Below are 24,274 nucleotides of genomic sequence, written 5' to 3' on the forward strand. Positions count from 1 at the left end.
TCCTGCAGTTGTTCTGCTGTTTAGTGTGTTCGAGAACGACGGGAATCTACTACTCCATATAAACGATTTTCATGTAAGTGATCACGGAGGAATGGCAGGTGAGGTAATGTATAAAGTTATTGTCGCGGATGATGAACCGTTTATGCTAGAAGGATGGAGAACGATGATCGACTGGCAAGCTTGTGGGTATGAACTCTGTGGAACAGCAACGGATGGAGAAGAAGCACTTTCTTTATTCAATGCTGTTGAACCGGATCTTGTGGTCACTGATATCCAAATGCCTGTTATGGATGGTCTGGGTTTGATCCATACCTTGCGTGAGGATCTTGCCTACACTTCAAAAATTGTTATTGTTACAGGATACTCCGACTTTAATTATGCCAAACAAGCGATACGGTATCAGGTTGATCAATATGTGCTTAAACCTCTTGTCCCTGAGGAAATTCATCAAATTCTTATGGAAATGATTGAGCCTCTGGACAAACGCAGAGAAGAGCTCCATCAGCAGGATGATCTCACGTTTACAGATGATGTTCATGTAGATCATCTTGATGAACGACGCGTAAGCGAAGAATATGATTTAGAGCAAATGATGAATATCGCTAAAGACATATTGACATTAATTGAAGCGGGAGACACAGATCCGATCGATAATGCCGTGAATAAATTGCTACTGATGACTGAGAAGGCAGAGGTTTCATTGGAATGGATACACCATGTCATCCGATATATCCATGGCGATCTGCTACGAAAATATGGAAAAAGGGAGGTTTGCAGAGAAATATTATGCGAGAAGGAATGGCATGAGACTGCAAGTTGGTCTTCCGGCACATTGCAAGAGCTCTGTGTTCGGATATCTGAGCAACTATCCCAGTCTGATCTGAAAAAGTTGGGTACAGGGGGCCTTGTTGCGGAAGCAGTCCATGAACTGAAGCAACACTACCGAAGTAAAATTAAATTGCAAGATGTCGCTAATCGTATTCACGTTAATTCTGCCTATCTGGGCCAGCAATTCAAGCGAGAGATGGGAGTCAGTTTCAGTGACTATGTGCACCAGCTTCGAGTTGAGGAGGCACGCAAACTTCTGCGACGTACCAACATGAAAATCACTGACATAGCATTCAAGCTTGGGTATCATGATGCCGAGTATTTTACTCAAAAATTCAGAGCGCATACAGGGGAGCTTCCATCCGTATATAAAAACAAAAACCAAGGGTGATCACATGCGCCATAAATTCTGGATGTTTCGTAACGTTAATGATATTCCTCTCCGATCCAAATTTCTGCTTATTTATGTACTTAGCATCCTCCTTCCGGTAATAACGATTAATATCTTCTTTTATCAACGAACCTCTGCAGACATCAAGATTCGAGAACAGGAAAATCTGCGTAAATCTATCGACAGGGCTGCGGGGGAACTGCTGGGCATGATTGATGAGAGCGTAGCTCTGAGCCGAATCATTGCAGCAGACGATTCACTCTATGAGCTACTTGATCGAACTTATCGTTCCCCTGTGGATTATTACAACGAGTACCATGCATTTCTGCGAGATAAATTAACACGTTATATGTCGGCCAATATTTTGGAGGTGCGCATCTTTACCGAGAACGATACTATTCAAACCGGAAGCCATTATATCGTGATGAATGACAAGAATATACTTCCCGGATTAAAACAGCTGAAATCCACCAGCGGTGGCATTCTGGTCGTGGACTATATTGAACCATCTGGATTTAACGCCGGAAGAAGGATCAGTGTGATTGGCAAAATGGATACCTATACCTCGTATGCGAATTATGCGAAATATTCCAAGATTGATCTGGAAGTTAGCCGGATATATAGCATTTTAAATCGTGAATCAGACAGTCTTCAGCTGCGCCTGGTGGACAGCAACAATCGTACTGTCGTTTCAAGTGGGGAATTTAGCGAAACCGATTTATCCAACTCGGATAACGATTCAATAGCCAAGGAATCTGGCAATTCTGCTTACACGCTCGAGAAGTCGTTGGGGAATCTAGCCTACCTAAAGGGTTGGAAATTGATAGGAGTTGCCGATACGCGTCACCTTGACCACCTTTTGCAAGAAGCCTTTAAATCAATTCTGGGGTTGCTTGCATTAAGTATCGTGGTCCCCTCTGTATTGATCTACATTATTTTACGTTCCTACCACTATCGGATTCGCAAGTTATCCAGACATATGGAGAAGGTTCGTAACGAACGATTCGATCTGATTGAAATTCACGAAGGCCGCGACGAAATCGGCGGGCTTATTCGTACATTTAATATCATGATTGGTAAAATTCATACGCTTATTAATGACGTATATAAACTGGAAATCCGTCAAAAAGATTTGGAGTTGGATCAAGTGAGGACTGAATTGTCCATGCTCCAGAGTCAGATGAATCCCCATTTTTTATTTAACACATTGAATGCCTTGCTGGTCGTTAGTACAAAGAATGGATATACGGAAGTAGTTGAGATTATTAAAAGTCTGTCCATGCTGATGAGACAGCTACTCAGTCATTCTGACAATCTGATTCCTTTGCAGGAAGAGCTGCAATTTACGAATCTTTATCTCCAGATTGAGAAGTTTCGCTTCGGAGAGCTGTTTGATTACACCTTCGAGGTTGATCCTGATGCAGCTTCGTTGCTCATTCCCCGAATGAGTATTCAACCGCTCGTCGAAAATGCCTGCAAACACGGCTTGCAGGCGCGAAAAAATGGAAGAGAGATCAAGATAACGGCGAGACGAAACGCTTCTGAACTGGTTATTCAGGTGATTGATAATGGAATCGGGATGGATGCAGGGAGACTAACCGAGCTCCTGCGAGATATTCGTTCTGAAAGACCCAGAAATGGCGAGCATGTAGGACTACGAAATGTATATCGCAGATTGGAACTCTTTTATGAAGGGAATGCGATCTTTGATCTAAGTAGTGTGCCTGGAAAGGAGACTATCGCGGGTTACCGTATACCAATCTCCAAGCTGGAAAGAGGAAATAGGAGGTAAACTCTCATGTATAAAGTGCTGTTAGTAGACGATGAACCGTATGCCATTGAAGGATTACAACTTCTAATCAACTGGGAAAAGTATGGTTTTGAAATCAGAGGTGTATGTGCCAATGGTGAGGAAGCCATTCGGATGATACAACAAGACCAACCTGATCTCGTGGTGACAGATATTCGTATGCCTGTCATGAATGGGCTGGAGCTGGTCGAAGAAGCACGACGTTTGGAGCATGAATCCGTGCTGTTTGTCATCACGAGTGGATACAGTGACTTTAATTATGCCAGACAAGCTATCCGATTAGGTGTCTCTAACTATTTAACCAAGCCGGTTGACAGTACAGAAGCAGAGGAGATGCTGGAACGCCTCCGTCTACATTTGCAGGAACGTGAAAAGCAGGAACGTATTCGGGAACATGCAAAGGTGCAAAAGATCAAAGCATATTTGTCCACACTGATCCGGGATAAACAGAATATATCGGAGCAGGAGATCTCAGAGATCGTTCCTCATTTAAATAAGTCCCATTGGACTTACCTGCGGATTACTTTTCAAGGAGATATTCAGGAGGCCTGCTCAGTGGCTGAACAAACGGCTGGAGGAACAACCTGTTGTTATGTGCTAGACAGAACAAGAGACGCATTAGGACTTGTATGGGGGGAGGAGGAGCCTAGCAGAAGCGAGGCATCAGAAGCAATTAAAGCTTTTACACAGCGCTTATTGAACAACATGCAAAATAATGGTTGTGAAGATATTCATATCGCCGTCGGATTAATGACCAGCAATCTGGAACATTTGTCTGAATCCTTCCACTCCGCACAGGAAGTTGGACGTTATTTGTTTTTTAATCAAGAGCGTCTTTTGTTTGCCGAAGATATCGAGCTGGAGAAATGGCAATTTGATCCGGAAACCATGTCAGAGGTTGATCGTATTGCCGATCTGCTTGAGAACGGATCTGTAGATGAACTCTCAAGTTCCATTCGTGATGTCTTTGAACTGTTTCTGCAGATGAAGGCTGCACCAGAGATTGTACATATTTTTTCCACACACATTATGTTCCGCGGACTTTCCCTATGTAAAGAATTGGGAGGAGAGCCTAATGGACTGATGAACGAATCGGCGAGCCGCATTCTGGAGAAGAGTCATCGAAATATAGAAGAGGTTGCTGGCAATCTGGAACACTTCTTTTTGCAATGCAAATCGGAACTGGCTATTCTGCGTGAGAGGCAAGTCGGGGGCATTCAGGCTAAGGTGGCTGAATATGTGCAGACCTACTACAGGGAGACCTTTACGATCCAGGAGCTCGCAGAACGATTCTACGTGAACCCTGTCCATTTAGGCCAATCTTTCTTACGTAAGTACGGCAAGGGTGTAATAGAGGTGGTGCATGATCTGCGAATGGAAGAAGCGAAGCGTCTGCTTCAGGAGACGAATCAGACATCAAGTGCCATTGCAGAACAGGTAGGGTATCGTAGTTACCAGCATTTTCTCAGACATTTTGAAAAACGAACAGCCATGAAACCTTTGGAATACAGGCAAAAGTTCACGACTTGATCTGCTCAAGAAAAGAACCCCTCTTGAATAAGACCTGAAATTACAGGGGGGAGGAACTTAAATGTATATATTTTGTAACCGCATACATTTATTCATACTAAAAACAGTAAGACATACCACTTCCAAGGAGGGCAAGTACATGGGGGGACTGAAGAAAAAGAAGCTTTGGGGTTCCGTATCACTCGTTCTGGCTTTAAGTTTGGCACTGGCAGGATGCAGTGGTGACAATGAGAAAGCGACTACACCGGATGGTAAAGAGGTATTGAACATCTCGGCCTTTATCGGAACGCCGAATCAGGCGCCAGCTAAAGATAACCGAATCTACAAGAAGATCCAGGATGAACTCGGCGTCAATCTTGAGATGGAGTTTCTGGTAGGTGATCTTCAACAGAAGCTCGGCGTTATGATCGCCGGCGGCGATTTCCCTGACTTGATCACAGCAGACACCAAATTGGTCTCAGCCGGCGCGGTCATTCCGCTGGAAGATCTGATCGAGGAGCATGCACCCAATCTGAAGAAGCATTTCGGTAAAGATTGGAACCGGATGAAAGACTCCAGTGACGGACATATTTACTGGTTGCCTAACTATGGCGTGTATACAGGGGAGTTCATTAGTAACTATTATTCTGGCCCTGCCTTCTGGATTCAGAAGTCCGTACTGAAGGATGCCGGATACCCGACGCCTAAAACACTGGATGAATTCACACAGTTGATCCGTGATTACGCAGCCAAGAATCCAACCATTGATGGTCAACCGACGATTGGTTTTACTACACTGGCTTCTGACTGGCGGACGTTCCCATTGCTTAATCCACCAGAGCATCTTACGGGTCATCCCAATGATGGCGGTGTGGTCGTAGATGAGAATGGAGTGGCGAGTGTATTTGCCGACAAGGACATCTCCAAACGTTATTATAAGGAACTGAACAAATTGTATAATGATGGCTTGCTTGATAAAGAAGCCTTTGTTCAGAACTACGATCAATATTTGGCGAAAATCTCATCGGGACGTGTGCTTGGCATGTTCGACCAGCACTGGAATTTCCAGTCCGGTGAAGACCCACTCGTAGCTCAAGGCAAGATTGGCCAGACTTACGTTGGCTTCCCGCTAGTCTATGATACAAGTATTACAGATCATTATCTGGATCGTCCAGTCATCAACTTGAACAATGGTTTTGGTATCAGTAAAGATGCTGAAGATCCTGTCGCACTCATCAAATTCCTGGATAAGCTTATGGACGAGAAGTACCAGAAGCTCCTGTCATGGGGCGAAGAGGGTGTAGATTATCAGGTAAATGAAGAAGGAAGATTCTATCGTACCCCAGAGCAACGGACAGAGCAGGAAGATCCGGCATGGAGACTGGTTAACAAAGCAGAAGGTTTCTATGCTGCGGCACCGAAGCTGGAAGGAACCTTTGAAGATGGCAATGCGATTGGAGCGATCAACCAACCTGAGGAATTCTATGACAATCTCAAACCGGAAGATAAAGAACTTCTGGACGCATACGGCTTCAAAACATGGAGTGATTTCTTCTCTCCTGCACCAGAGAATCCGGTGTACTATCCAGCATGGCAGGTCGATCTGAAAGAAGGCTCTGATGCTGCGGTAGCAAACAAGCAAATGACAGACACTTCCTTAAAATTCTTGCCTAAGGCGATCATGTCAAAACCAGATGAGTTTGATAACATTTGGACCGAATATGTAGACGCTTACAAGAAAATCAATGTGCAATCCTATGAAGACCGGATTAATGAACAACTGAAATGGAGAATCGAGAACTGGTCTGTTAAATAAAAAAATACGGCAATGATTGCCTCGGAAGGTATCAACCAGAGGATTACTCAGGCGAGTGCCTTCCGGGACGATCATGCATAATGTCGTTGCAAGCCAATAGGAGGAGTGAAGATGGCGAACACGCCTGGAGCCATACCGGAGCAAACTACCCGTACAGCCGTTACCAAGACACCAATACTAAAACGGTTGCGCGGACAAAGACAACTGATGTTCATGTCATTGCCCATCGTTGCGTACATTCTCGTATTCTCGTATTATCCCATTTGGGGCTGGGTTATGGCTTTTCAGAATTATAGTCCTGCCAAGAGTTTCTCCCAGCAGGAATGGGTCGGACTCAAGCACTTCAAGTTTTTGCTGACAGACGATGCATTTCTAAACGTGCTTCGTAATACCATTGCGATGAGTGTAATCAATATGGTACTCGGATTTGCGACAGCCATTATATTTGCCATTTTACTTAATGAGATCAAACACAAGTTCTATAAACGAACCATTCAAACGATATCGTATTTGCCTCACTTTCTCTCATGGATCATCGTGACAGGCATCGTGGCAAGCTCCCTGTCTGTAGACGGCGGGATTGTCAATGTGGTGCTCATGAAGCTGAACATCATTCAAGAACCGATCATGTGGCTTAGTGTTCCCGAGTACTTTTGGGGCATTGTAGGCGCATCTCATGTGTGGAAAGAAGTAGGCTGGAATGCCATTATTTATTTGGCGGCCATCACGTCTATCGATCCGTCGCTCTATGAAGCGGCAGAGATTGATGGTGCGAACCGATATAAGAAAATGCTGTATGTGACCTTACCCGGAATCAAATCCATTGTTATCATCTTGCTGATCATGAATATGGGCTGGATTTTGGAAGCTGGATTTGAAGTTCAGTATCTGTTGGGTAATGGTGTGGTTGTGGACTGGTCACAGACGATAGATATATTTGTCCTGAAATACGGACTACAGATCGGGAATTATTCTTTGGCTACCGCGGCAGGTATCTTCAAGACGGTGGTTAGTATCACGCTGATCTTTGCGGCGAATTCAATTTCCAAACGACTCGGGGAAGACCGATTAATATAAGGGGGACTAGAGATGGGAATCAATAAATCTCGGCTTGAACCGATTGTCTTCCATACGTTAAACGGTATACTGATGATCGCTATCGCGATTGTTACCCTGTATCCGTTTGTGAATACACTCGCCGTATCGTTCAATGCCGGTAATGACACCATCCGGGGTGGGATTTATCTGTGGCCTCGGGTATGGACAGATCAAAACTACAGAGCTGTATTTGCAGGAGGGACGATCTTCAGCGCCTTTGGTATCTCGGTGGCGAGAACGGTGCTCGGAACAGTCTTGAGTCTGTTTCTGACCTCCATGCTGGCTTACACACTAAGCCGAAAAGATTATATTTTACGTAAACCAATTACCATTTTCGTTGTGCTTACGATGTATTTCAGTGCAGGACTTATTCCAACATACTTCCTGATGAAAGATTTGCATTTGTTAAACAACTTCCTGGTGTACATTATTCCTGGACTGATTAGTGCCTTCAATATGATTGTCATTCGGACTTATATCCAGACACTACCCGAGGGACTGATCGAATCAGCCAAAATTGACGGTGCTGGAGATTTCAGAACATTCATATCGATTATTCTACCGCTGTGCCAACCGGTGCTGGCTACGGTTGCACTGTTCATTGCAGTCGGTCAATGGAACTCGTGGTTCGATACGTTTCTGTATGCGTCTTCCAAGCAAAACCTGAGCACTCTGCAATATGAGTTGATGAAATTACTGTCTTCTTCCATGAACTCGAACAGCAGTGCAGCCGTTGCCAATGGTGCAGATCTCGGCGCTGCGCGTAACATGGTTACTCCTGTATCTATTCGGGCAGCGATTACGATTGTAGCTGCATTGCCGATCTTGGTCGTCTATCCATTTTTGCAAAAGTATTTTGTTCATGGCTTGCAGCTTGGTGGGGTAAAAGAGTAAACTTAGATGCAGTTGCAGATAACCGATCAAAAACGGTCACGATGGTGACCGTTTTTTTTGTTTTTCAAGCGGAAAGCCATGCCATATCCATTGTACACGAATCTACTCTATTCAATAATGTTGTTGACAATTAAATTAAAGTTACTATAATTTATATTTACTTGATTCACCAGTCAGTCTCTCTCAAGAACTGTGAACAGCGCCTGACAATCCCGAACTCTTACCATTTTATTGAGGAGATTGAAGAGAAAATGAAAGTATTAATTGTGGAAGACTCCATATTTGTACAGAAATTGCTTCGAAAGCTGATTGTTGATCATATTCCAGAATGCGAGATTCAGATTGCTAGCAATGGAGAGCAAGGATATAACCTATTTCAGGAGTTCCGACCTGATTTTATAACGACCGACCTGCTGATGCCTGGCTTGAACGGACAAGAAATGCTGCGAATGATTCGGGAAACGGATAGCACAGTCAAGATTATTATTCTATCTGCAGATATTCAGAAGACGACTCGGGATGAAGTAGAGAATCTGGGGATCTCCGGATTTTTGAATAAACCGTTAACCGCGGAAAAGGCAAATACATTGATTCAACTGATTCAGGCGGCTTATCATGCTGAATGATTTACAGAAAGATCTGCTGACTGAACTTGTGAACGTTTACGTGGGACAAGCGGCTAACATGTTGTCAGAGATTGTAGACAAACGTATCGTTTTGAATATTCCGGAAGTGGAGCTGATCTCCATATCAGATGTTGATCCTGGAGATCGAAGATACAACATTTTCTTCAGTGAAGGTCACCTGTTCAGATCGTCTTTACAGTTTGGCTACGAATTTCAAGGAAAAGCATTTCTGATGTTTCCTGTTGAGCAGGCTAAAGTGTTGGCCAATATCTGCCTTGGAGAACTGGGAGAGACCGTTATTCCTGCTGATCCGAGCTTGATGGATACGGATCTGGACGTGCTAAAAGAAGTTAGCAACGTCTTACTTAACGCCATCATTGGCGAATTCGGAAATTTTCTGGAGATCAAACTGGAATATGTACTGCCTGATATTGAGCTGATCTATGTCACCAATTCAGATCAACAAATACTTTTGCAGAATGAAGTATATGTGCTGGTGTTGCACACATCGTTTTTACTTGCCGATACCGATGTGACAGGCATTATTGTTATAGCGCTGAGTATGAACTCCATATCGAGCCTGTTGGCCAAAATGGACGCTTTATTGGAGGCAGACCATGGGTAATCTCGTATCACAAGCTTTGAACAAAGCCAATATGGGAATTATGATTGTCGACAGGCAACTGAAAGTTGTGGTGTGGAATGGCTGGTTGGAACGCCTTACTGGCAAGAGTAGGGAAGAAGTCGTTGGCAAGAATCTGCTTGAAGTGTGTCCACGCTTTAAGTCCAATGTCTACCTGAATATTTTGCAAAATGCGCTGTATCATGGTCAGAGCAGGTTTTGCTCAAGCGCTTTACATAAAGCGTTTATTCTCCCTAGTGAAGGCGAGGATGAACATTTAATCCGACAAAATATGCATGTTGAACCGCTCTATCAGGAAGATCGCTGTTATGCCCTTATTCAAATTACTGATATGACAAACATGAATACCCGGGTATATAAACTTAAAAACCTGATTAAGGAACTGGAGACCGAGTACACCAAAATCAAAATTTCCGAGAAGATCAGCAAGCATATGTCTTTGCATGATCCACTTACGGGTCTGCCTAATCGTCTGGCTTATAATGACCGCCTTGCATGGGCTATAAGCAACGCCCAAAGAAGTGATAGCAAACTTGCTGTCATGTTTGTAGATGCTGACGGTTTCAAGCAAGTGAATGATACGTATGGGCATGATGTTGGTGATCAAGTGTTGCTGGAGATGGCCAAGAGATTAAGCGAAACGATTCCAACGACAGACACTGTAGCACGGCTCGGCGGGGATGAATTCATCATATTAAGCCACCTGAAGGATGATCATGACGCTCACATCATCGCCAAACAATTGGAAGCTGCATTCAGCACCCATTTCAAAATTGCCGGAAATTATATCAATTTATCGATCAGTATTGGCATAAGCCTATTTCCGAAGCATGGACAGGAACCTTCCGAACTTTTGAGACATGCGGATCGAGCCATGTACAAGATTAAGAAGAATGGTAAGAACGGATACGGAATCTTCGAACCTGAAAGTGATGAATAAATTTGAACATGGCCTTTCTTAAAGTTGCTAGAATAGCAACTTTATTTGTCTATACAATGAATACAAGAAAAAAAATGTTTTTCCTAAATAGTAAACGCCTGGTCTTTTGCATTTTAAAAGGACAGGCGTTTTTTTGTATGACCTTTGAATCATTTGTTTTTTAGAAATCGGTTGAATATCGATGTAACTGCTCCATATCCAACACCTTTAATGTTCTATTTTCCTTAATGATGATCTGCTCCTGGGCCAAATCACTTAACAATCTTCTAATATGTCGATCGGAGATTCCCATCATGCTTGAAATATCTTTCATGACAAACGGAATCGTTACCGACTCAAATTTTTCCGAGGTTTGCAGAATATATTTACAAAGCTTATTTTTTGCAGGATACAACAATGATCTTGCATTTTTTACTGAAGACTTCATGAGTTTATCCGTAAGAACCGTACACATATGCGATAGAAAAGAGACTGATCTGGTCAAATGCGAATGTACTATCTCCAAAGGGATCAGTAGAATGGTTGACGGTACAACAGCGACAGCAGTATGAAGATAATTGCACTGTTGAAAAAATTCCAAGTCCCCCAACACTCCGTTTTTTTCTACATAATCGACAACGGCTATGTTTCCTTGATCAGAATAATTGTGAATGGCAACCCTGCCTTCAATTACGATATAAAAGTACTTCAATTCGTTGCCTGAGACGACAACCGTCTCGTTTTTCTTATACATTTTCACTTGCAGAGTGGTCAAAACTTCATCGGTAATGATTTCATGTAAATTCGCTTTGAGAACCGCAGCTGTGATATCAGGGTGAACCTTTATAGACATAACACGTGATGACTCCTTCACTAACTATTTTAGATCGTTCATGTTCTCCCGATCATCATACATAAAGTGATTATTTGATGAACTCTCCAAAAGGCGGACATTTGTCCTTATTGACAGTCCTTTTTTAATATTATACTTACCTCGAATTATAAAACAACGGAGTGGGACATAGGGGGAACTTGTGATGAACAGTATTATTGATGATCAAAGTTTGGCTAGTGCGGGGTTAGTGAGAATGCAGTGGTTTAGAGAGAGAATGCCTTTGATCACAGAAGTGAATCAATTGTTTCAAGAGCAACAAGTTCTTAAAGGAATGACGATTGCGATCAGTATGCATATTGAGCCCAAAACGGGATTCTGGGTAGAAGGTCTTCTAGCGAGTGGGGCTGCACATATCTATTTAGTCGGGTGTCTTGGAACAACGAAGAAGGATACCGCAGCATATTTGGCATCTCTGCCTAATGTCACGGTTTTAGCGAAAGAAGGAGATCTTTATGAGGACCACAAACGCTATCTAAAGATGGTCATGGCGCATAAAATCGATCTCTTCCTGGACAATGGTGCTAGTCTGATTCTTGCTCATCATGAACTAAAACCCGGTTGGAACCCCATCGGTGCAAACGAAGAGACACGTACGGGAAGGTTGTTGATTGAGAAGAGTGGTGTTCAGCCTGATTATCCCGTTATCGTGATTGATGACTCGCCCTTGAAGCAGACTTTTGAGAATGCGCTGGGTGTTGGACAGTCTGTTGTGGATGGTTTCATGCGCACAACCAGTCTTCTCGTTGGAGGGAAAAAAGTTCTGGTTGTAGGTTATGGTTATTGCGGCAGCGGCATTGCTAAAAAGTTCCGGGGATTAGGCGCGAATACGTTAGTCTATGACATGAATCCTGTTCATCTCTTAAATGCAAAAACAGACGGGCATTGGGTTGGCGAGCTGCACGAATTAATTCCCGCAGCAGATGTGATTATTACGGCAACTGGATCTTTTAATGTCATTACCGAGCAGCATATACCTCTGTTCAAAGAAAAAGTCATCCTTGCGAATTCAGGACACTATGGGTTTGAAATCAATGTGGAAGAAATCAAGCAAGCTTCTCAATCCGTTGAAATCGTGAAAGAAGGGATTGAACGAATACGTTTTGCAGAGAAAAGTATCTATTTGCTTCACAATGCCAATCCTGTTAATTTGGCAGGAGCTGACGGTAATCCCATCGAGATTATGGACATGGGCTTTGCTCTAATTTCCTATTCTGCCTATCGTATAATGACGAATGTGGAATCACTGCAACATGGTTTGCAACCTGTACCGAAAGATATTGATAGTCAAGTTAGTAAGTTATTTATGAACTCTATTCAATAGAGTCGTCGAATTGAAGTTCACCCTGCGACCCATAGAATGGATATTAGACAACCTCCGATAAATATTATTGAATACGGTGGATGTTGACGTTGTGTTATAAGCTTACGTTGTCTCACCGTATTCTCTACCGTAGTCTGCCATCTTTTCAAGAATCGGAAGTAATTTGATTCCCTTGTCTGTTAATGAGTACTCGACCCGTGGAGGAACTTCCGGAAAGACATCCCGTTGAATAACTCCATCATTCTCCAATTCCTTAAGCTGCTTCGTAAGAGAGCCTTGAGACAGATCTCCAAGAAATTTTTTGATATCCGTATATCGACGTGTTTCGTTTTTTAAATACCATAATATAAAATATTTCCAACGCCCGGAAAGGACGTTCTGAGTAAACGCTATGGCGTACATATCACTTTTTCCATCTATAAAGTCTTGATCAAATCCTTCGTTGCATACTCTCATTCATATCACTCCTGATCCAAAGGTACAAAAAGATGTACTATGTTCATTTAAATTGCCCTCTTTGCAAACGAAACGAATACACCTATGATGGTGTCAACACCAAAACAATTTTAGTTTACCTAAAATGTGAAAGATAAATAATGATATCTTGATTCTATAGTTAGCAAGCTAAATAAATATACCATAGAAAGGAGTGACTGATAAGGGCATACAGCAAGTAGAAGGAAATAGGGATACGTTTTTTAGATGTACATGGTTGGGAACAACTGATATTCGATCATACCGTGAACTATAACAAGGGAGTTGTTTAATAATGAGTAAAAAAATTCGTACAGGAATCATAGGAGCTTCAATTAATAACGGATGGGCAAGTGGAACACATATTCCAGCTATTGAGAACCTGGATGAGTACGAGCTTACCGCAGTGGGAACAAGTAATATGGAAAGTGCTAAGAAGAGTGCAGAAGCTTTCCGCGCAGATCACGGATTTGATAACATCGAGGAATTGGCTCATCATACCGATGTTGATATGGTGGTTGTTAGCATTAATGTTAGGGAGCATTATAATGCAGTCAAAGCCATCGCTCCTGCTGGCAAACCAATCTATTGTGAATGGCCCCTGGGTTCTAATACAGAGGAAGCGCTTGAAATGAAGGATTGGGTATCCTCTGCCCAATTGCCAAATGCGATTGGACTTCAGGCCAGACAAGCACCAGCAATTCAGTATGTGAAAGATCTGTTGGCAGAGGGTTATGTTGGGAAAGTGTTGTCTGCCAACCTGAAGATCTCTATAGATGGCATGGGTGGCATTGGTGACAAGTCGACTGCGTACTTGTTTGACCGGAAAGTTGGAGGGAACTTACTGACCATTGTAGGGGGACATAATCTGGATGCCTTCACTTACATGCTTGGGGACTTTACAGAATTGTCTGCCACCACAGCTCAACAGTTTCCAGAAGTTGAATTGGTAGATATTCAGAAAGTCATCAAGAAAACAACGGATGATCAGATTATGATTACTGGAAAATTGACTAATGGTGCAGCAGCCAGCGTTCATATTCAAGGTGGAGTTAAACATCAGACAGGACTAACGTTAGAAATTTTCGGAGACAAAGGAACCCTCGTGCTGAGTGCACCTGCATCCATTCAATTCGGATCACACCAATTACGCGGTGCGGGATCAATGGACAACGAACTTCGTGAACTACGTATTCCTAGTTCCTATTACTATGCTCCTGATTCACTTCAATCCGACTCTGGATTTGTTCTGAATATAGCTCAAGCTTATCGCAAGTTCGCCAAAGATATCCAAGAGGGGACATCTTTGACACCTAACTTCGCGGATGCGGTAAAACTTCATCAGTTACTTGATGCTGTCGAAAAATCAGCACAGAGCGGTGAACGTCAATATCTATAATCTTCAAGGAGAAGAACGTTATGAATAAAAGAAGAGAGATGCAACTGGCACTACAGATGGTTTCGGGATATGGAGCAGAATTCAGTGCGTGGAGAATGCCTGGGACAGATCCGGAAGCTTATACGAACACGGATAGTTATGTGGAACGAGCCAAATTGGCCGAAAAAGGAAAATTTCATATGATTTTCATCGCTGATACACCAGCACTAACCGTTAACTTAGGTCCTCAAACGCCTATGTTTCCTATGGACCCAATGCTGGCACTGATGGCCGTGGCAAGAGAGACAATGCACATTGGATTAGTTGCTACGCTGTCTACGACATTTAATTATCCCTACAACATTGCACGTCAGTTCAAAGCATTGGATGTAATCAGTCATGGACGTGTGGGATGGAATGCGGTTACCACATCCGATCATACAGCCGCGGCAAACTTTGGGGCACGTGTGGCAAGTCGCCAGGAACGTTATGACAGAGCACATGAAAGCATTCAGATTGTTCAGTCCTTATGGGGAAGTTGGGAATCAGATGCTTGGACGTTAGATGTGGAGAGAGGGGAATTTGCGGATATGAATAAAATCCGGCCTATTAACCTTCAAGGTCAATATTATGCATCTCGTGGTCCTCTACCGATTCCTCCATCCGAGCAAGGACAACCGGTTATTTTCCAAGCTGGAGGAGGAAGTGAGGGACTTGAGTTGGCGGGAAAATACGCTTCAGGTGTATATGCTAATCCATATGACATAGAGTCCGCTCGTGAGCAGAGACTAGCTATTCAACAAAGTGCTATTCGTTTCGGTCGAAACCCAGATGATATCAAAATGTTTGCAGGTTTTATGTTTTCTCTGGGTGCTACGGAAGAAGAAGCGTTGGAACGTCGAAAACAGCTCATGAGTTTTAATCCTGAAGAGATACCCAATCGGGTAAGTTACCTTGGTTCCATGATCGGTATACCGCTCTCGGTAAACTCGGTAGATATTGATAAACCATTAGAACCAAACTTGTTGAGAAATGCATATGCCAACCCAATGGACCCCCGTTCCGCAAGGGCGTTGAAGTTACTTTTAGAAGGATTAACGATTCGCGAGGTTCTGGCCCATGGTGTTATTAACTATCACCCAGTGGTTGCGGGTACTCCCGTACAAGTTGCTGATTTCTTGGAAGAATGGTTTTTGGCAGATGCATGTGATGGATTCTCAGTGGTACCGGATATATCTTTTGACGGAGTTGCGGATTTTGTCAACATGGTTGTCCCCATTTTGCAGGAACGGGGTCTGTTCCATAGAGAATATGAAGGGAAAACACTACGCGAGAATATGGGTGTTCCTTATGAGTATGGAATGCGGGAAAATGAAATAACTAGATAGAGGAGAGAGTTTTTATGAATAACACACTTGAATTGCTTCATAACCATACATCGCATCGATCTTACACATCTCAACCTCTGACAGCAGAGCAAAGAGATGCAATCTTTCAGGCAGCGAATCAAACTTCATCGTTCAGTCTCCTGCAGGCCGTGTCCATTATTCGAATCACCGATCCGGTTCTTCGAAAGAAAGTCAGACAACTTTCTGTCAATCAACCTTATATCGAAGAAGCAGCTGAGTTTTGGATTTTCTGTGCAGATTTTAACCGCAATCATCAAATTGCCCCAGAAGTGGATATTGAATATATTGAATTTCTGCTAATCGGTTCATTCGATGCCGGCCTGATGGCACAAAATGCGTTAACCGCTGCCGAATCGATGGGACTTGGCGGCGTGTTCATTGGTGGGGTCAGAGCTAATATTAGCGAACTATCTGACGTATTGAATTTACCTAAATATGTTATTCCTCTGGTGGGGCTATGCATTGGTCATCCAGATGGAGATAAACCTGAGCTGAAGCCTCGACTCCCCCAATCCATGGTATTGCTTGATAATCAATACCAACCATTAGATCAGGAGAAATTAGCAATTTATGATGAGACCATGCTGAAGTATTATGAAAATCGTCCGACGAGGGCTCCTTTCACCGTAAAAAAAGTAAAAGGATGGAGTGACCATATTCAGGATCACCTTGAGAGAAGTATTCAGCCGCAAATGATGGACTATTTGAACAAGCAAGGTTTTGCCAAAAAATAAGGACCAAACCAATGTATCCTGCTGAAACTTGGTTAGGAAAAGGTACTTATAACGATACTAGGGTGAATTGACACCTCCATTTCCCCATGATACATTTAGTCTGCTAAATATATAATTCGGATGGCAGGGAGGAATCGTTCATGACAGATGCAGTAGATTGTGATATTCGACAGTCCTTAGATCGAATTTCCTCCCAAATGCGTCGAAATTATAGTGAATCTCTTCGGGAACTTAATCTTTATGTAGGACAAGATAATTTGTTGTATCGGCTGTGGTTGGGGGATGGTGTAACACAGATGCAACTAAGTGAACATATGAAATGCGAACCACCAACCGTTACGAACATGGTCAAATCATTAGAGCAGAACGGATTTATATATCGTAAACGGGATGTACAGGATGCAAGGATTATGCGTATCTTTTTAACCGACAAGGGCAAAGAATTAGAAAAACCGGTTGAGCTTAAATGGAGTGAGCAGCAAGCGAAATTACTTCAATCCATTTCTTTGGAGGATCGGTTAATATTGAGGCAATTAATGCAACAAATGGAGCGAAACATCTTATAATTTAAGCAAGTTTCACTAAACTAAATGCAATGAACGATACAAAGTCGCTATTATAGCGGCTTTTTTTTATTGCTGAGATAGGATTGTGATAATTCAAGTTAATTTTGTTCATTTAGATGCTCATGAGATTACAGTACACTGAAATAACATACAAACGGAACACACTAAACATAAACAATGTGAGGAATTATAATTCGTTGGAGGTTTTAACATGAAGACCCAAAATATCTGGTTTAATCAACCTGCTGGAAGATGGGAAGAGGCATTACCTATTGGAAATGGAACTCTTGGAGGCATGATTTTTGGGAAAACACAGATCGAGAGAATTCAGCTCAATGAAGATAGTCTATGGTACGGTGGTCCGATGCAGCGGAATAATCCTCAAGCACTTGAATCTTTATCTCAGATCAGAAACCTGATTTTTGATGGCAAGATTAGTGAAGCAGAAGAACTCGCAGCAGTTACTCTGGTAGGTGTTCCTGACGGGCAAAGACATTATGAGCCACTAGGGGACTTGTATATCGCTATGGACCACAGTGAGCATGAACCGAATGAATATCAAAGACATCTCGATCTGGAACAAGGCAAGGTAAACGTGAATTATAGCGCAGATCAATCCATTTACAGCCGTGATTATTTTGCTAGCTTTCCGGATCAAGTACTCGTTGTTCATCTCAAATCTAGCTTGCCTGGAAAGTTATCTTTCTCCACTATTTTCGGCAGGGGAGCTGTTCTGGAGTCAACATCCTATTCAGATATTCTTAAGCATCCTGTTGGTTTCCAATCCTATCTGGACCAGATCGAGAAGCGTGGAATGAATAACTTGATCATCCGGGGAAGAAGTGGGGGAGAAGAGGGAATCCGATTTTGTTGTGCGATTCGCCTTATATCTGAAGGGGGGCATGTTCATTATTCAGGCGGTCAGCTTTCTTTGAAGCATGGTAATTCAGCGACTATTCTAATCTCGGCTTGCACGGATTTCCGTGTACCCAAAGAACAACTCGAAGTAGAGTGCCTCCGCAGAATTGATGCTGCTTCCGCAAAGCCATATAGTGAACTGCTCGCCGCTCATGTCTCGGACTATCAATCCTTATTCAAAAAGATGGATATACATCTCGAAGATGAAAATAAAGATGTAATATGTTCCGAACTTCCAATCGATCAGCGCCTTGAACGACTTAGAGCTGGTAAGCATGATCCGGAACTGATGAGTTTATACTTTCAATTTGGTCGTTATCTGCTTATCTCAAGCAGCCGTCCAGGTTCTTTACCAGCAAACCTTCAAGGGATATGGAATAAAGACATGCTTCCTGTATGGGATAGCAAATATACGATTAATATTAATACACAGATGAACTACTGGCCTGCAGAAAGCTGCAATCTGTCTGAATGTCACATTCCATTGTTTGATTTTATAGAGAGATTGCAAGTCCGAGGAAAGGAAACCGCTAGAACCATGTATGGATGCAAGGGGTTCGTTGCTCATCACAATTCGGATATCTGGGCAGACGCTGCTCCGCAGGATGTATGCATGACATCGACGTTTTGGACCATGGGAGGAGCATGGCTTTCATTACATCTATGGGACCATTACGATTACAATAAGGATATTCAATTTCTCAAAAACGTTTACGCCACGATGAAAGATGCGGCTATGTTTATTCTGGATTATCTAATAGAGGATCCTTCCGGCAATTGGGTGATATGTCCTTCGTCCTCACCGGAAAATCGCTATATATTAGATAATGGAGAGGCGGGGTCTTTATGCTTTGGTGCTTCAATGGACAATCAGATTATTAGAGAACTCTTCACGCGTTGCATTGAAAGTACTCGGATCTTGCAAAAAGATCAGGAATTCGGAGAAGTACTCCGTAGTGCGTTAACCAAAATACCGGAGACCTCCATTGGAAAACATGGACAGATCCAAGAGTGGAGTAACGATTATGATGAATTGGAACCTGGTCACAGACATATTTCCCATTTATTCGCTTTGCATCCTGGAACGCAAATTACGTTGCAATCAACGCCTGACCAGGCCAAGGCAGCTCGCGTAACACTCGACAGAAGATTGGAACACGGTGGTGGACACACTGGATGGAGCAGGGCGTGGATTCTCAACATGTGGGCACGATTAGAGGAGTCGGAACTTGCACACGCTAACATCGTGGAACTTCTGCGTTCCTCCACGTTACCCAATCTGTTCTGCGACCATCCTCCATTTCAAATTGATGGGAACTTTGGAGGTACTGCAGGGATAGCAGAGATGCTTCTCCAGAGCCATGACGAAGTAATCAGATTGTTACCTGCTTTGCCCACAGCCTGGCCAAAAGGATATATTCATGGTGTTCGGGCTCGTGGCGGATTCGAAATAGATCTGGAATGGGAAAATGGTCGTCTGTTGAATACAAGGATTCGCTCTATTGAAGAAACAAGAGTAACCGTATCCTATCAGGACCAAAAGATAGAATTAACCTTTCCTGGCCCCAATTCTATGATTGAATTGAAAGGTTACGACTGGAGCAATAATTAAGAAGTTCCTGATTAAGAAAACTATGGTTTTCATATATATACTGTTATACAAGCGCAACAAACGATATCGTAGTAGCGTCTATTCATCCATAGATTAACAACAGGAGTGAAATAGATGCATGTAAAATGGAAGACGATCTTTGGAGCCGTTCTCGGCTCTATGCTGATAGGGGCGGGGGGCGCAGCTGCGGAAGAACGTTTTGTCGATCTGAAGCACTCGAAGTGGGCAGAGGATGGCATAACGTATATGGCGAAACGGGGAACAGTGGCCGGATATGGCAATGGGATATTCAAGCCTGGGGCACAGGTGACGAGGGCACAAGCCATCACATTTATGGTTCGGGAGCTTTATCCGGAGCAGCTTCAAAGAGCAGTGGAAGGCACAACCTATTCGGATGTTCCAACTACACACCCCTTTTATAGAGAAATTACAATTGCAGCTAAAAATGGACTTGCGAGCGGATTCCCTAACGGGACCTTCCGTCCGGACGCACCGCTGAACCGCGCAGAGACTGCGGCGTTTCTCACACGTGCGTATTCACTCGCGGAAGGCAATGAACCGGCAAGATGGACAGATACGGACAGACATTGGGCAGCAGCACCTATTCTTATCATGAGTTCCAATGGTCTGGTCGGCGGTTATTCGGATGCTACTTTTCGTCCAAATCAATCTGTCACGCGCGCTGAATATGCCGTGTTTATGTCGCGAGTGATTCGTTTCGAACGCGAAGCCGCCATTCGGACACAGGATTGGGACAAGCTGATATCCTATATGACGGTAAGCGAGCAAGTCGGTCAGATGCTTATGCCTGACATCAGGCAGTGGAATGGTAAAGCCACGACGACGGTTAATGAAGGACTGAAACGCAGTATCCATGATCAAGACCTGGGCGGACTTATTCTTTTTGATAAAAATATCGTAGACGTGAAGCAGCTTACAACGTTCACACATGATCTGCAAAGAGAAGCCGGTGATATTCCTCTGTTTCTTAGCATCGACCAAGAGGGAGGCGTTATTAAACGCATACCCGGCGGGACCAATCTGCCCGGTCAGATGGCGATTGGCGCAACGGGAGACACAGTACTGGCTCAAGCCGCTGGGCAGCTGACAGGGGAGGAGCTGAAGGCACTGGGACTGCAGATCAACTTTGCGCCAGTGCTAGACATCAACAGCAATCCGGACAACCCCATCATTGGTATCCGATCATTTGGCTCGAATGCAGATTTGGTGACGCGACTTGGTCTCGCCACAATACAGGGCTTACAGCAAGCCGGGGTGATGGCGGCAGTGAAGCATTTTCCGGGGCATGGAGATACGCAGGTAGACTCCCACCTTGGTATGCCGGTACTAACTCATAATCAGGAGCGTCTTGATGCGGTAGAATTAAAACCGTTTCGGGCTGCAATCGAGAATGGAGTAGAGATGATTATGACCGCGCATATTGCTTTTCCTGCCATAGATAACGAGCATGTCACTTCGCTCAAAGACGGTGAACAAGTGCCGATTCCTGCCACCTTATCGAAAAAGGTACTGACCGGACTTCTTCGCGGAGAGCTCGGATATGAAGGTCTCATCATTTCGGATGCTTTTACCATGAATGCAATTGCGGAGCATTTTGGGGAGAATAAATCGGTAGAGCGCGCCGTTTCCGCAGGTGTTGATATCATCCTTATGCCGAAAGATTCAGCAGCGGCCCATCAAACGTTGGTGAACGCGGTGAACAGTGGAACGATCAAGGATGAAACCATACATGCATCCGTGAAACGAATTTTGGAGATGAAATCGAAATATGGACTGTTTGAAAGCAGCGAATCGCTTGCACAAAAGCTAGCTCAGCTTAATGGCATCATCGGATCGAAGGCGCATCGAGTAGTGGAGCAGACAATCGCAGAGCGAGCGGTCACTGTGCTCAGCAGTCGCGACGGTGTGCTTCCAGATCCAGTGAAGCAAGGCGATCGGGTTGTTATTGTCGCAGCCGAGCAGGAACAGGCGAAACAGCTCGAGAAGCAGCTATTGCAAGCTGCTAATAACCTGTCATTAAAGACAGAAATATCAGTTGTTGGTGAAGGCAAAATGAATGAAACCCTTCAGGCGATTGGCAAAGCCAATTATGTCATTCTTGCATCTTACCAATTCCGTAATGTCGCCAGCCAGTTCGGATGGAGCAATTATCAAAGCTTGATTGATTCGATGAACAAGAGTAATCAGCGGTACACGCTATTGTCACTCGGCAACCCTTACGAGATGGTCTATTTGCAGAACGTGCGCTCAGGGCTTGCTGTGTATGGAAAGCAGGAGACGAATACGTCTGCCGGGATCAAAGTTTTGCTTGGCCAACTGAAAGCTAGAGGAACATTGCCCGTACAAACGGATTAACGCCTCATTACTAATGAAGAAAAAAACGGATTCCAGCATACGGAATCCGTTTTTTATTTTAAACTTTGATTTACCGATCCATGCTAACATGCTATTCCTCGGGTATTTCCTCACTACAGACAAAATGAAGCAGCATCTTCACAAATTGCTCCGTCATCCGAGTATCCATTGCACTGGATTTTGACGGATCGATCTTAACAACCCGTTGAAGCATGCCCATCAACGTTGTGAAGATAAACTGAGCAAGTTCCAGCGGAGGGGACAGATTCTTGATACTGCCATCAGCTACGCCTATGGACAAAGCGTGCAAGAGGAAATGCTTTTCTTTCCCGTTCTGGTTGAACTTATCATACTGTTCTCTCAATTCTGGACTAAAATCATACATCTCATAGTTGATATCAAATAATTGAATGAATCGGATGTAGTCTGGGTGATCCTGGGCAAAAACAACCCATGCATTCAACATGACCGTGAGCTGCTCTCGTCCGTTCAAGTCCTTCGTTGATTTACGGCTAACCTCATCGGTTAAATGTTCGATCAATTGCATCTGAATGGCTAGAAGAAGCTCATCCATCGACTGAAAATGTTTATAGAAGGTCACTCTACTAAGTTCAGCTTTCGTGCATACATCCTTTATTTTCACCTGGAGCAATCCATATTTCAAAAAAAGCTCTTTACCTGCTTCTATCAGATCATCACGATTTTTATTTCTCAATTGTTGATGCCAGTTTTCATTCACTTGTATACAGTTGTCCTTTCCTTGAACGGAATGCTTTCATTGTAAGTGCAAGAGAAGCAAGAAGCATAATTGCACCAAAAATATACGGGAAGTTGATGTTTTTGTCAAACAGTAGCCCTGCGATCAGTGGGCCGAATACCGTTCCCAGACTGGAGAATGTGGTGTTCAGACCAGACGCATAACCTTGCCGATCACCTGCGTTTTTGGATATTAGCGTGCTGATTGCTGGTCGCAAGAATGAATTGAATGCAAAATATAGCGCAGAAGCGAATAATAGAAAGACAAGGTTGACCTTAATTAACATCAGCAATAAAGCTATGGGTGTAATCATTAATGAAAGACGTATGAGCTTAACTTCACCAATTCTCTGCACGAACCAATCCAGTAGCCAAATTTGCACAACAATACCGATAATCGCTCCCAAGGTGATGATGATGGAGATCGTTGCGGCGTCAAATCCGTATTTTTGCTCTGCAAAAAGAGCGAATACCGTCTCATAACTCATGAGGCCAAAGGTCATGACGAGTAGCAAAATTAAGTATTTGAAATAAGGTACTTTAAACGAACTCCAGATTTTTTTGCCCAGGTGATCTCCCTTTTGTATACGAATGGAGGCCGTTCTTTTCTCAGGTGGAAGTGTCTCAGGCAGTAGCAGTGTAAGTAAAGCCGCTATCAATCCCAAACCAGCTGCGAAGAAATAAGGAATGCGAATGCCCATCTCGGCGATTAGACCACCTAGTCCAGGGCCAAGTACAATTCCCAGATTCATAGCTGCGCCAAAGTATCCCATACCCTTCGCGCGAGTCTCTGGCGTTGTAATATCAGCTACATAAGCGAGGTTCGCAGGGACCATTAGGCCGAGACTGATTCCACCAATGAATCTTGCGACATACAGGAGAGGCAGCGAAGTGGAAAGTGCAAAGATCACATCCGAAACAACGGAAAGAAACATTCCGGCCATGATCAATTTTTTGCGCCCAAAGCGATCAGACAATTGTCCCCCGAGTGGTGAAAACAAGAATTGAGCCGCCCCAAAGGCCGCTACCAAAAATCCGGCGACGGTACCTCCCGCATGAAAAAGCTTCAGATACTCTGGCAGTATGGGAATAAGCATTCCTTGCCCCAATAAAGCAATAAACAGATTCAACATTAGAATGAAGAGCGGCAGGCGAATTGATTTTGGCAATGTACTCATGTACGTATTATTCTCCTTTATTTACACAATGTTAACCTTTACAGTATGTAAACCATATTAATGGACTAGAAGGAGATTTGTAAATCTTTTTTTAGTGTGACAGTGAATTAAACGTTAATGTGG

The 24,274-nt window shown here is 43.5% G+C and carries 20 protein-coding genes; 16 read left to right on the forward strand and 4 right to left on the reverse strand.

The annotated features are described in order from the left end of the window. Positions 1–106 precede the first annotated feature (106 nt). From MKX75_RS14355 to MKX75_RS14395, 9 genes are all read left to right on the forward strand, one after another. Positions 107–1,219 (forward strand): helix-turn-helix domain-containing protein, encoded by a 1,113-nt coding sequence (locus tag MKX75_RS14355; RefSeq protein ID WP_339170180.1) that lies wholly within the window; start codon positions 107–109, stop codon positions 1,217–1,219. A gap of 22 nt (positions 1,220–1,241) precedes the next feature. Continuing rightward, entirely contained in the window at positions 1,242–3,011 is a 1,770-nt protein-coding gene (locus MKX75_RS14360) for a sensor histidine kinase (RefSeq protein ID WP_339170181.1), read from the forward strand. A 6-nt stretch (positions 3,012–3,017) separates the two neighbouring features. Beyond that, a complete protein-coding gene (locus tag MKX75_RS14365; RefSeq protein ID WP_339170184.1) occupies positions 3,018–4,559 on the forward strand; it encodes a response regulator in 1,542 nt (513 codons plus the stop codon). A 139-nt stretch (positions 4,560–4,698) separates the two neighbouring features. Continuing rightward, positions 4,699–6,354, forward strand: coding sequence for an ABC transporter substrate-binding protein (locus MKX75_RS14370; protein WP_145147748.1), 1,656 nt, complete (start codon positions 4,699–4,701; stop codon positions 6,352–6,354). Between the two features lie 111 nt (positions 6,355–6,465). Next, positions 6,466–7,431, forward strand: coding sequence for an ABC transporter permease subunit (locus tag MKX75_RS14375; RefSeq protein ID WP_082762750.1), 966 nt, complete (start codon positions 6,466–6,468; stop codon positions 7,429–7,431). 12 nt (positions 7,432–7,443) lie between these two features. Next, a complete protein-coding gene (locus MKX75_RS14380) occupies positions 7,444–8,346 on the forward strand; it encodes a carbohydrate ABC transporter permease (RefSeq protein WP_062834432.1) in 903 nt (300 codons plus the stop codon). Positions 8,347–8,597: 251 nt separating this feature from the next. After that, positions 8,598–8,972 carry a response regulator gene (locus MKX75_RS14385; RefSeq protein WP_062834433.1) on the forward strand — a complete coding sequence of 125 codons (375 nt, stop codon included), beginning with the start codon at positions 8,598–8,600 and terminating at the stop codon, positions 8,970–8,972. Next, entirely contained in the window at positions 8,962–9,597 is a 636-nt protein-coding gene (locus MKX75_RS14390; RefSeq protein ID WP_076331170.1) for a chemotaxis protein CheC, read from the forward strand. The genes MKX75_RS14385 and MKX75_RS14390 overlap by 11 nt, the downstream gene beginning before the upstream one ends. Beyond that, the gene (locus MKX75_RS14395; protein ID WP_339170186.1) at positions 9,590–10,555 is read left to right on the forward strand and encodes a sensor domain-containing diguanylate cyclase; all 966 of its coding nucleotides are present in this window, start codon (positions 9,590–9,592) and stop codon (positions 10,553–10,555) included. Before MKX75_RS14390 ends, MKX75_RS14395 begins: the two co-directional genes overlap by 8 nt. A 160-nt stretch (positions 10,556–10,715) precedes the next feature. Here the strand turns inward: MKX75_RS14395 and MKX75_RS14400 are convergent, their stop codons facing one another. Beyond that, positions 10,716–11,387 carry a Crp/Fnr family transcriptional regulator gene (locus MKX75_RS14400; protein ID WP_339170188.1) on the reverse strand — a complete coding sequence of 224 codons (672 nt, stop codon included), beginning with the start codon at positions 11,385–11,387 and terminating at the stop codon, positions 10,716–10,718. Between the two features lie 184 nt (positions 11,388–11,571). Between MKX75_RS14400 and MKX75_RS14405 the strand changes: the two genes are divergently transcribed. Further along, positions 11,572–12,750: an adenosylhomocysteinase gene (locus MKX75_RS14405; RefSeq protein ID WP_339170189.1), complete on the forward strand. Its 1,179-nt coding sequence runs from the start codon at positions 11,572–11,574 to the stop codon at positions 12,748–12,750. 102 nt (positions 12,751–12,852) lie between these two features. Here MKX75_RS14405 and MKX75_RS14410 read toward each other — a convergent pair whose 3' ends face one another. Continuing rightward, positions 12,853–13,206: a helix-turn-helix domain-containing protein gene (locus MKX75_RS14410; RefSeq protein WP_145147760.1), complete on the reverse strand. Its 354-nt coding sequence runs from the start codon at positions 13,204–13,206 to the stop codon at positions 12,853–12,855. A 313-nt stretch (positions 13,207–13,519) separates the two neighbouring features. Between MKX75_RS14410 and MKX75_RS14415 the strand changes: the two genes are divergently transcribed. From MKX75_RS14415 to MKX75_RS14440, 6 genes are all read left to right on the forward strand, one after another. Then, positions 13,520–14,623 carry a Gfo/Idh/MocA family oxidoreductase gene (locus MKX75_RS14415; RefSeq protein ID WP_339170191.1) on the forward strand — a complete coding sequence of 368 codons (1,104 nt, stop codon included), beginning with the start codon at positions 13,520–13,522 and terminating at the stop codon, positions 14,621–14,623. 20 nt (positions 14,624–14,643) lie between these two features. Then, entirely contained in the window at positions 14,644–15,990 is a 1,347-nt protein-coding gene (locus tag MKX75_RS14420) for an NtaA/DmoA family FMN-dependent monooxygenase (protein WP_339170193.1), read from the forward strand. A 14-nt stretch (positions 15,991–16,004) separates the two neighbouring features. Next, positions 16,005–16,745: an oxygen-insensitive NADPH nitroreductase gene (nfsA, locus tag MKX75_RS14425; protein ID WP_339170197.1), complete on the forward strand. Its 741-nt coding sequence runs from the start codon at positions 16,005–16,007 to the stop codon at positions 16,743–16,745. 140 nt (positions 16,746–16,885) lie between these two features. Continuing rightward, on the forward strand, positions 16,886–17,311 hold the full coding sequence (locus MKX75_RS14430; RefSeq protein ID WP_076331176.1) for a MarR family transcriptional regulator: 426 nt from the start codon (positions 16,886–16,888) through the stop codon (positions 17,309–17,311). Between the two features lie 211 nt (positions 17,312–17,522). Next, positions 17,523–19,841: a glycoside hydrolase family 95 protein gene (locus MKX75_RS14435; RefSeq protein ID WP_339170199.1), complete on the forward strand. Its 2,319-nt coding sequence runs from the start codon at positions 17,523–17,525 to the stop codon at positions 19,839–19,841. 114 nt (positions 19,842–19,955) lie between these two features. Then, positions 19,956–22,217 (forward strand): glycoside hydrolase family 3 N-terminal domain-containing protein, encoded by a 2,262-nt coding sequence (locus MKX75_RS14440; RefSeq protein ID WP_339170200.1) that lies wholly within the window; start codon positions 19,956–19,958, stop codon positions 22,215–22,217. Positions 22,218–22,308: 91 nt separating this feature from the next. Here the strand turns inward: MKX75_RS14440 and MKX75_RS14445 are convergent, their stop codons facing one another. Both MKX75_RS14445 and MKX75_RS14450 read right to left on the reverse strand, forming a co-directional pair. Further along, a complete protein-coding gene (locus MKX75_RS14445; RefSeq protein WP_339170202.1) occupies positions 22,309–22,956 on the reverse strand; it encodes a TetR/AcrR family transcriptional regulator in 648 nt (215 codons plus the stop codon). Beyond that, on the reverse strand, positions 22,949–24,151 hold the full coding sequence (locus MKX75_RS14450; protein ID WP_145147773.1) for an MFS transporter: 1,203 nt from the start codon (positions 24,149–24,151) through the stop codon (positions 22,949–22,951). Before MKX75_RS14450 ends, MKX75_RS14445 begins: the two co-directional genes overlap by 8 nt. Positions 24,152–24,274 lie beyond the last annotated feature (123 nt).

Origin of the sequence: Paenibacillus sp. FSL R5-0341, assembly GCF_037975235.1 — a bacterium.
GTDB lineage: Bacteria > Bacillota > Bacilli > Paenibacillales > Paenibacillaceae > Paenibacillus > Paenibacillus amylolyticus_A.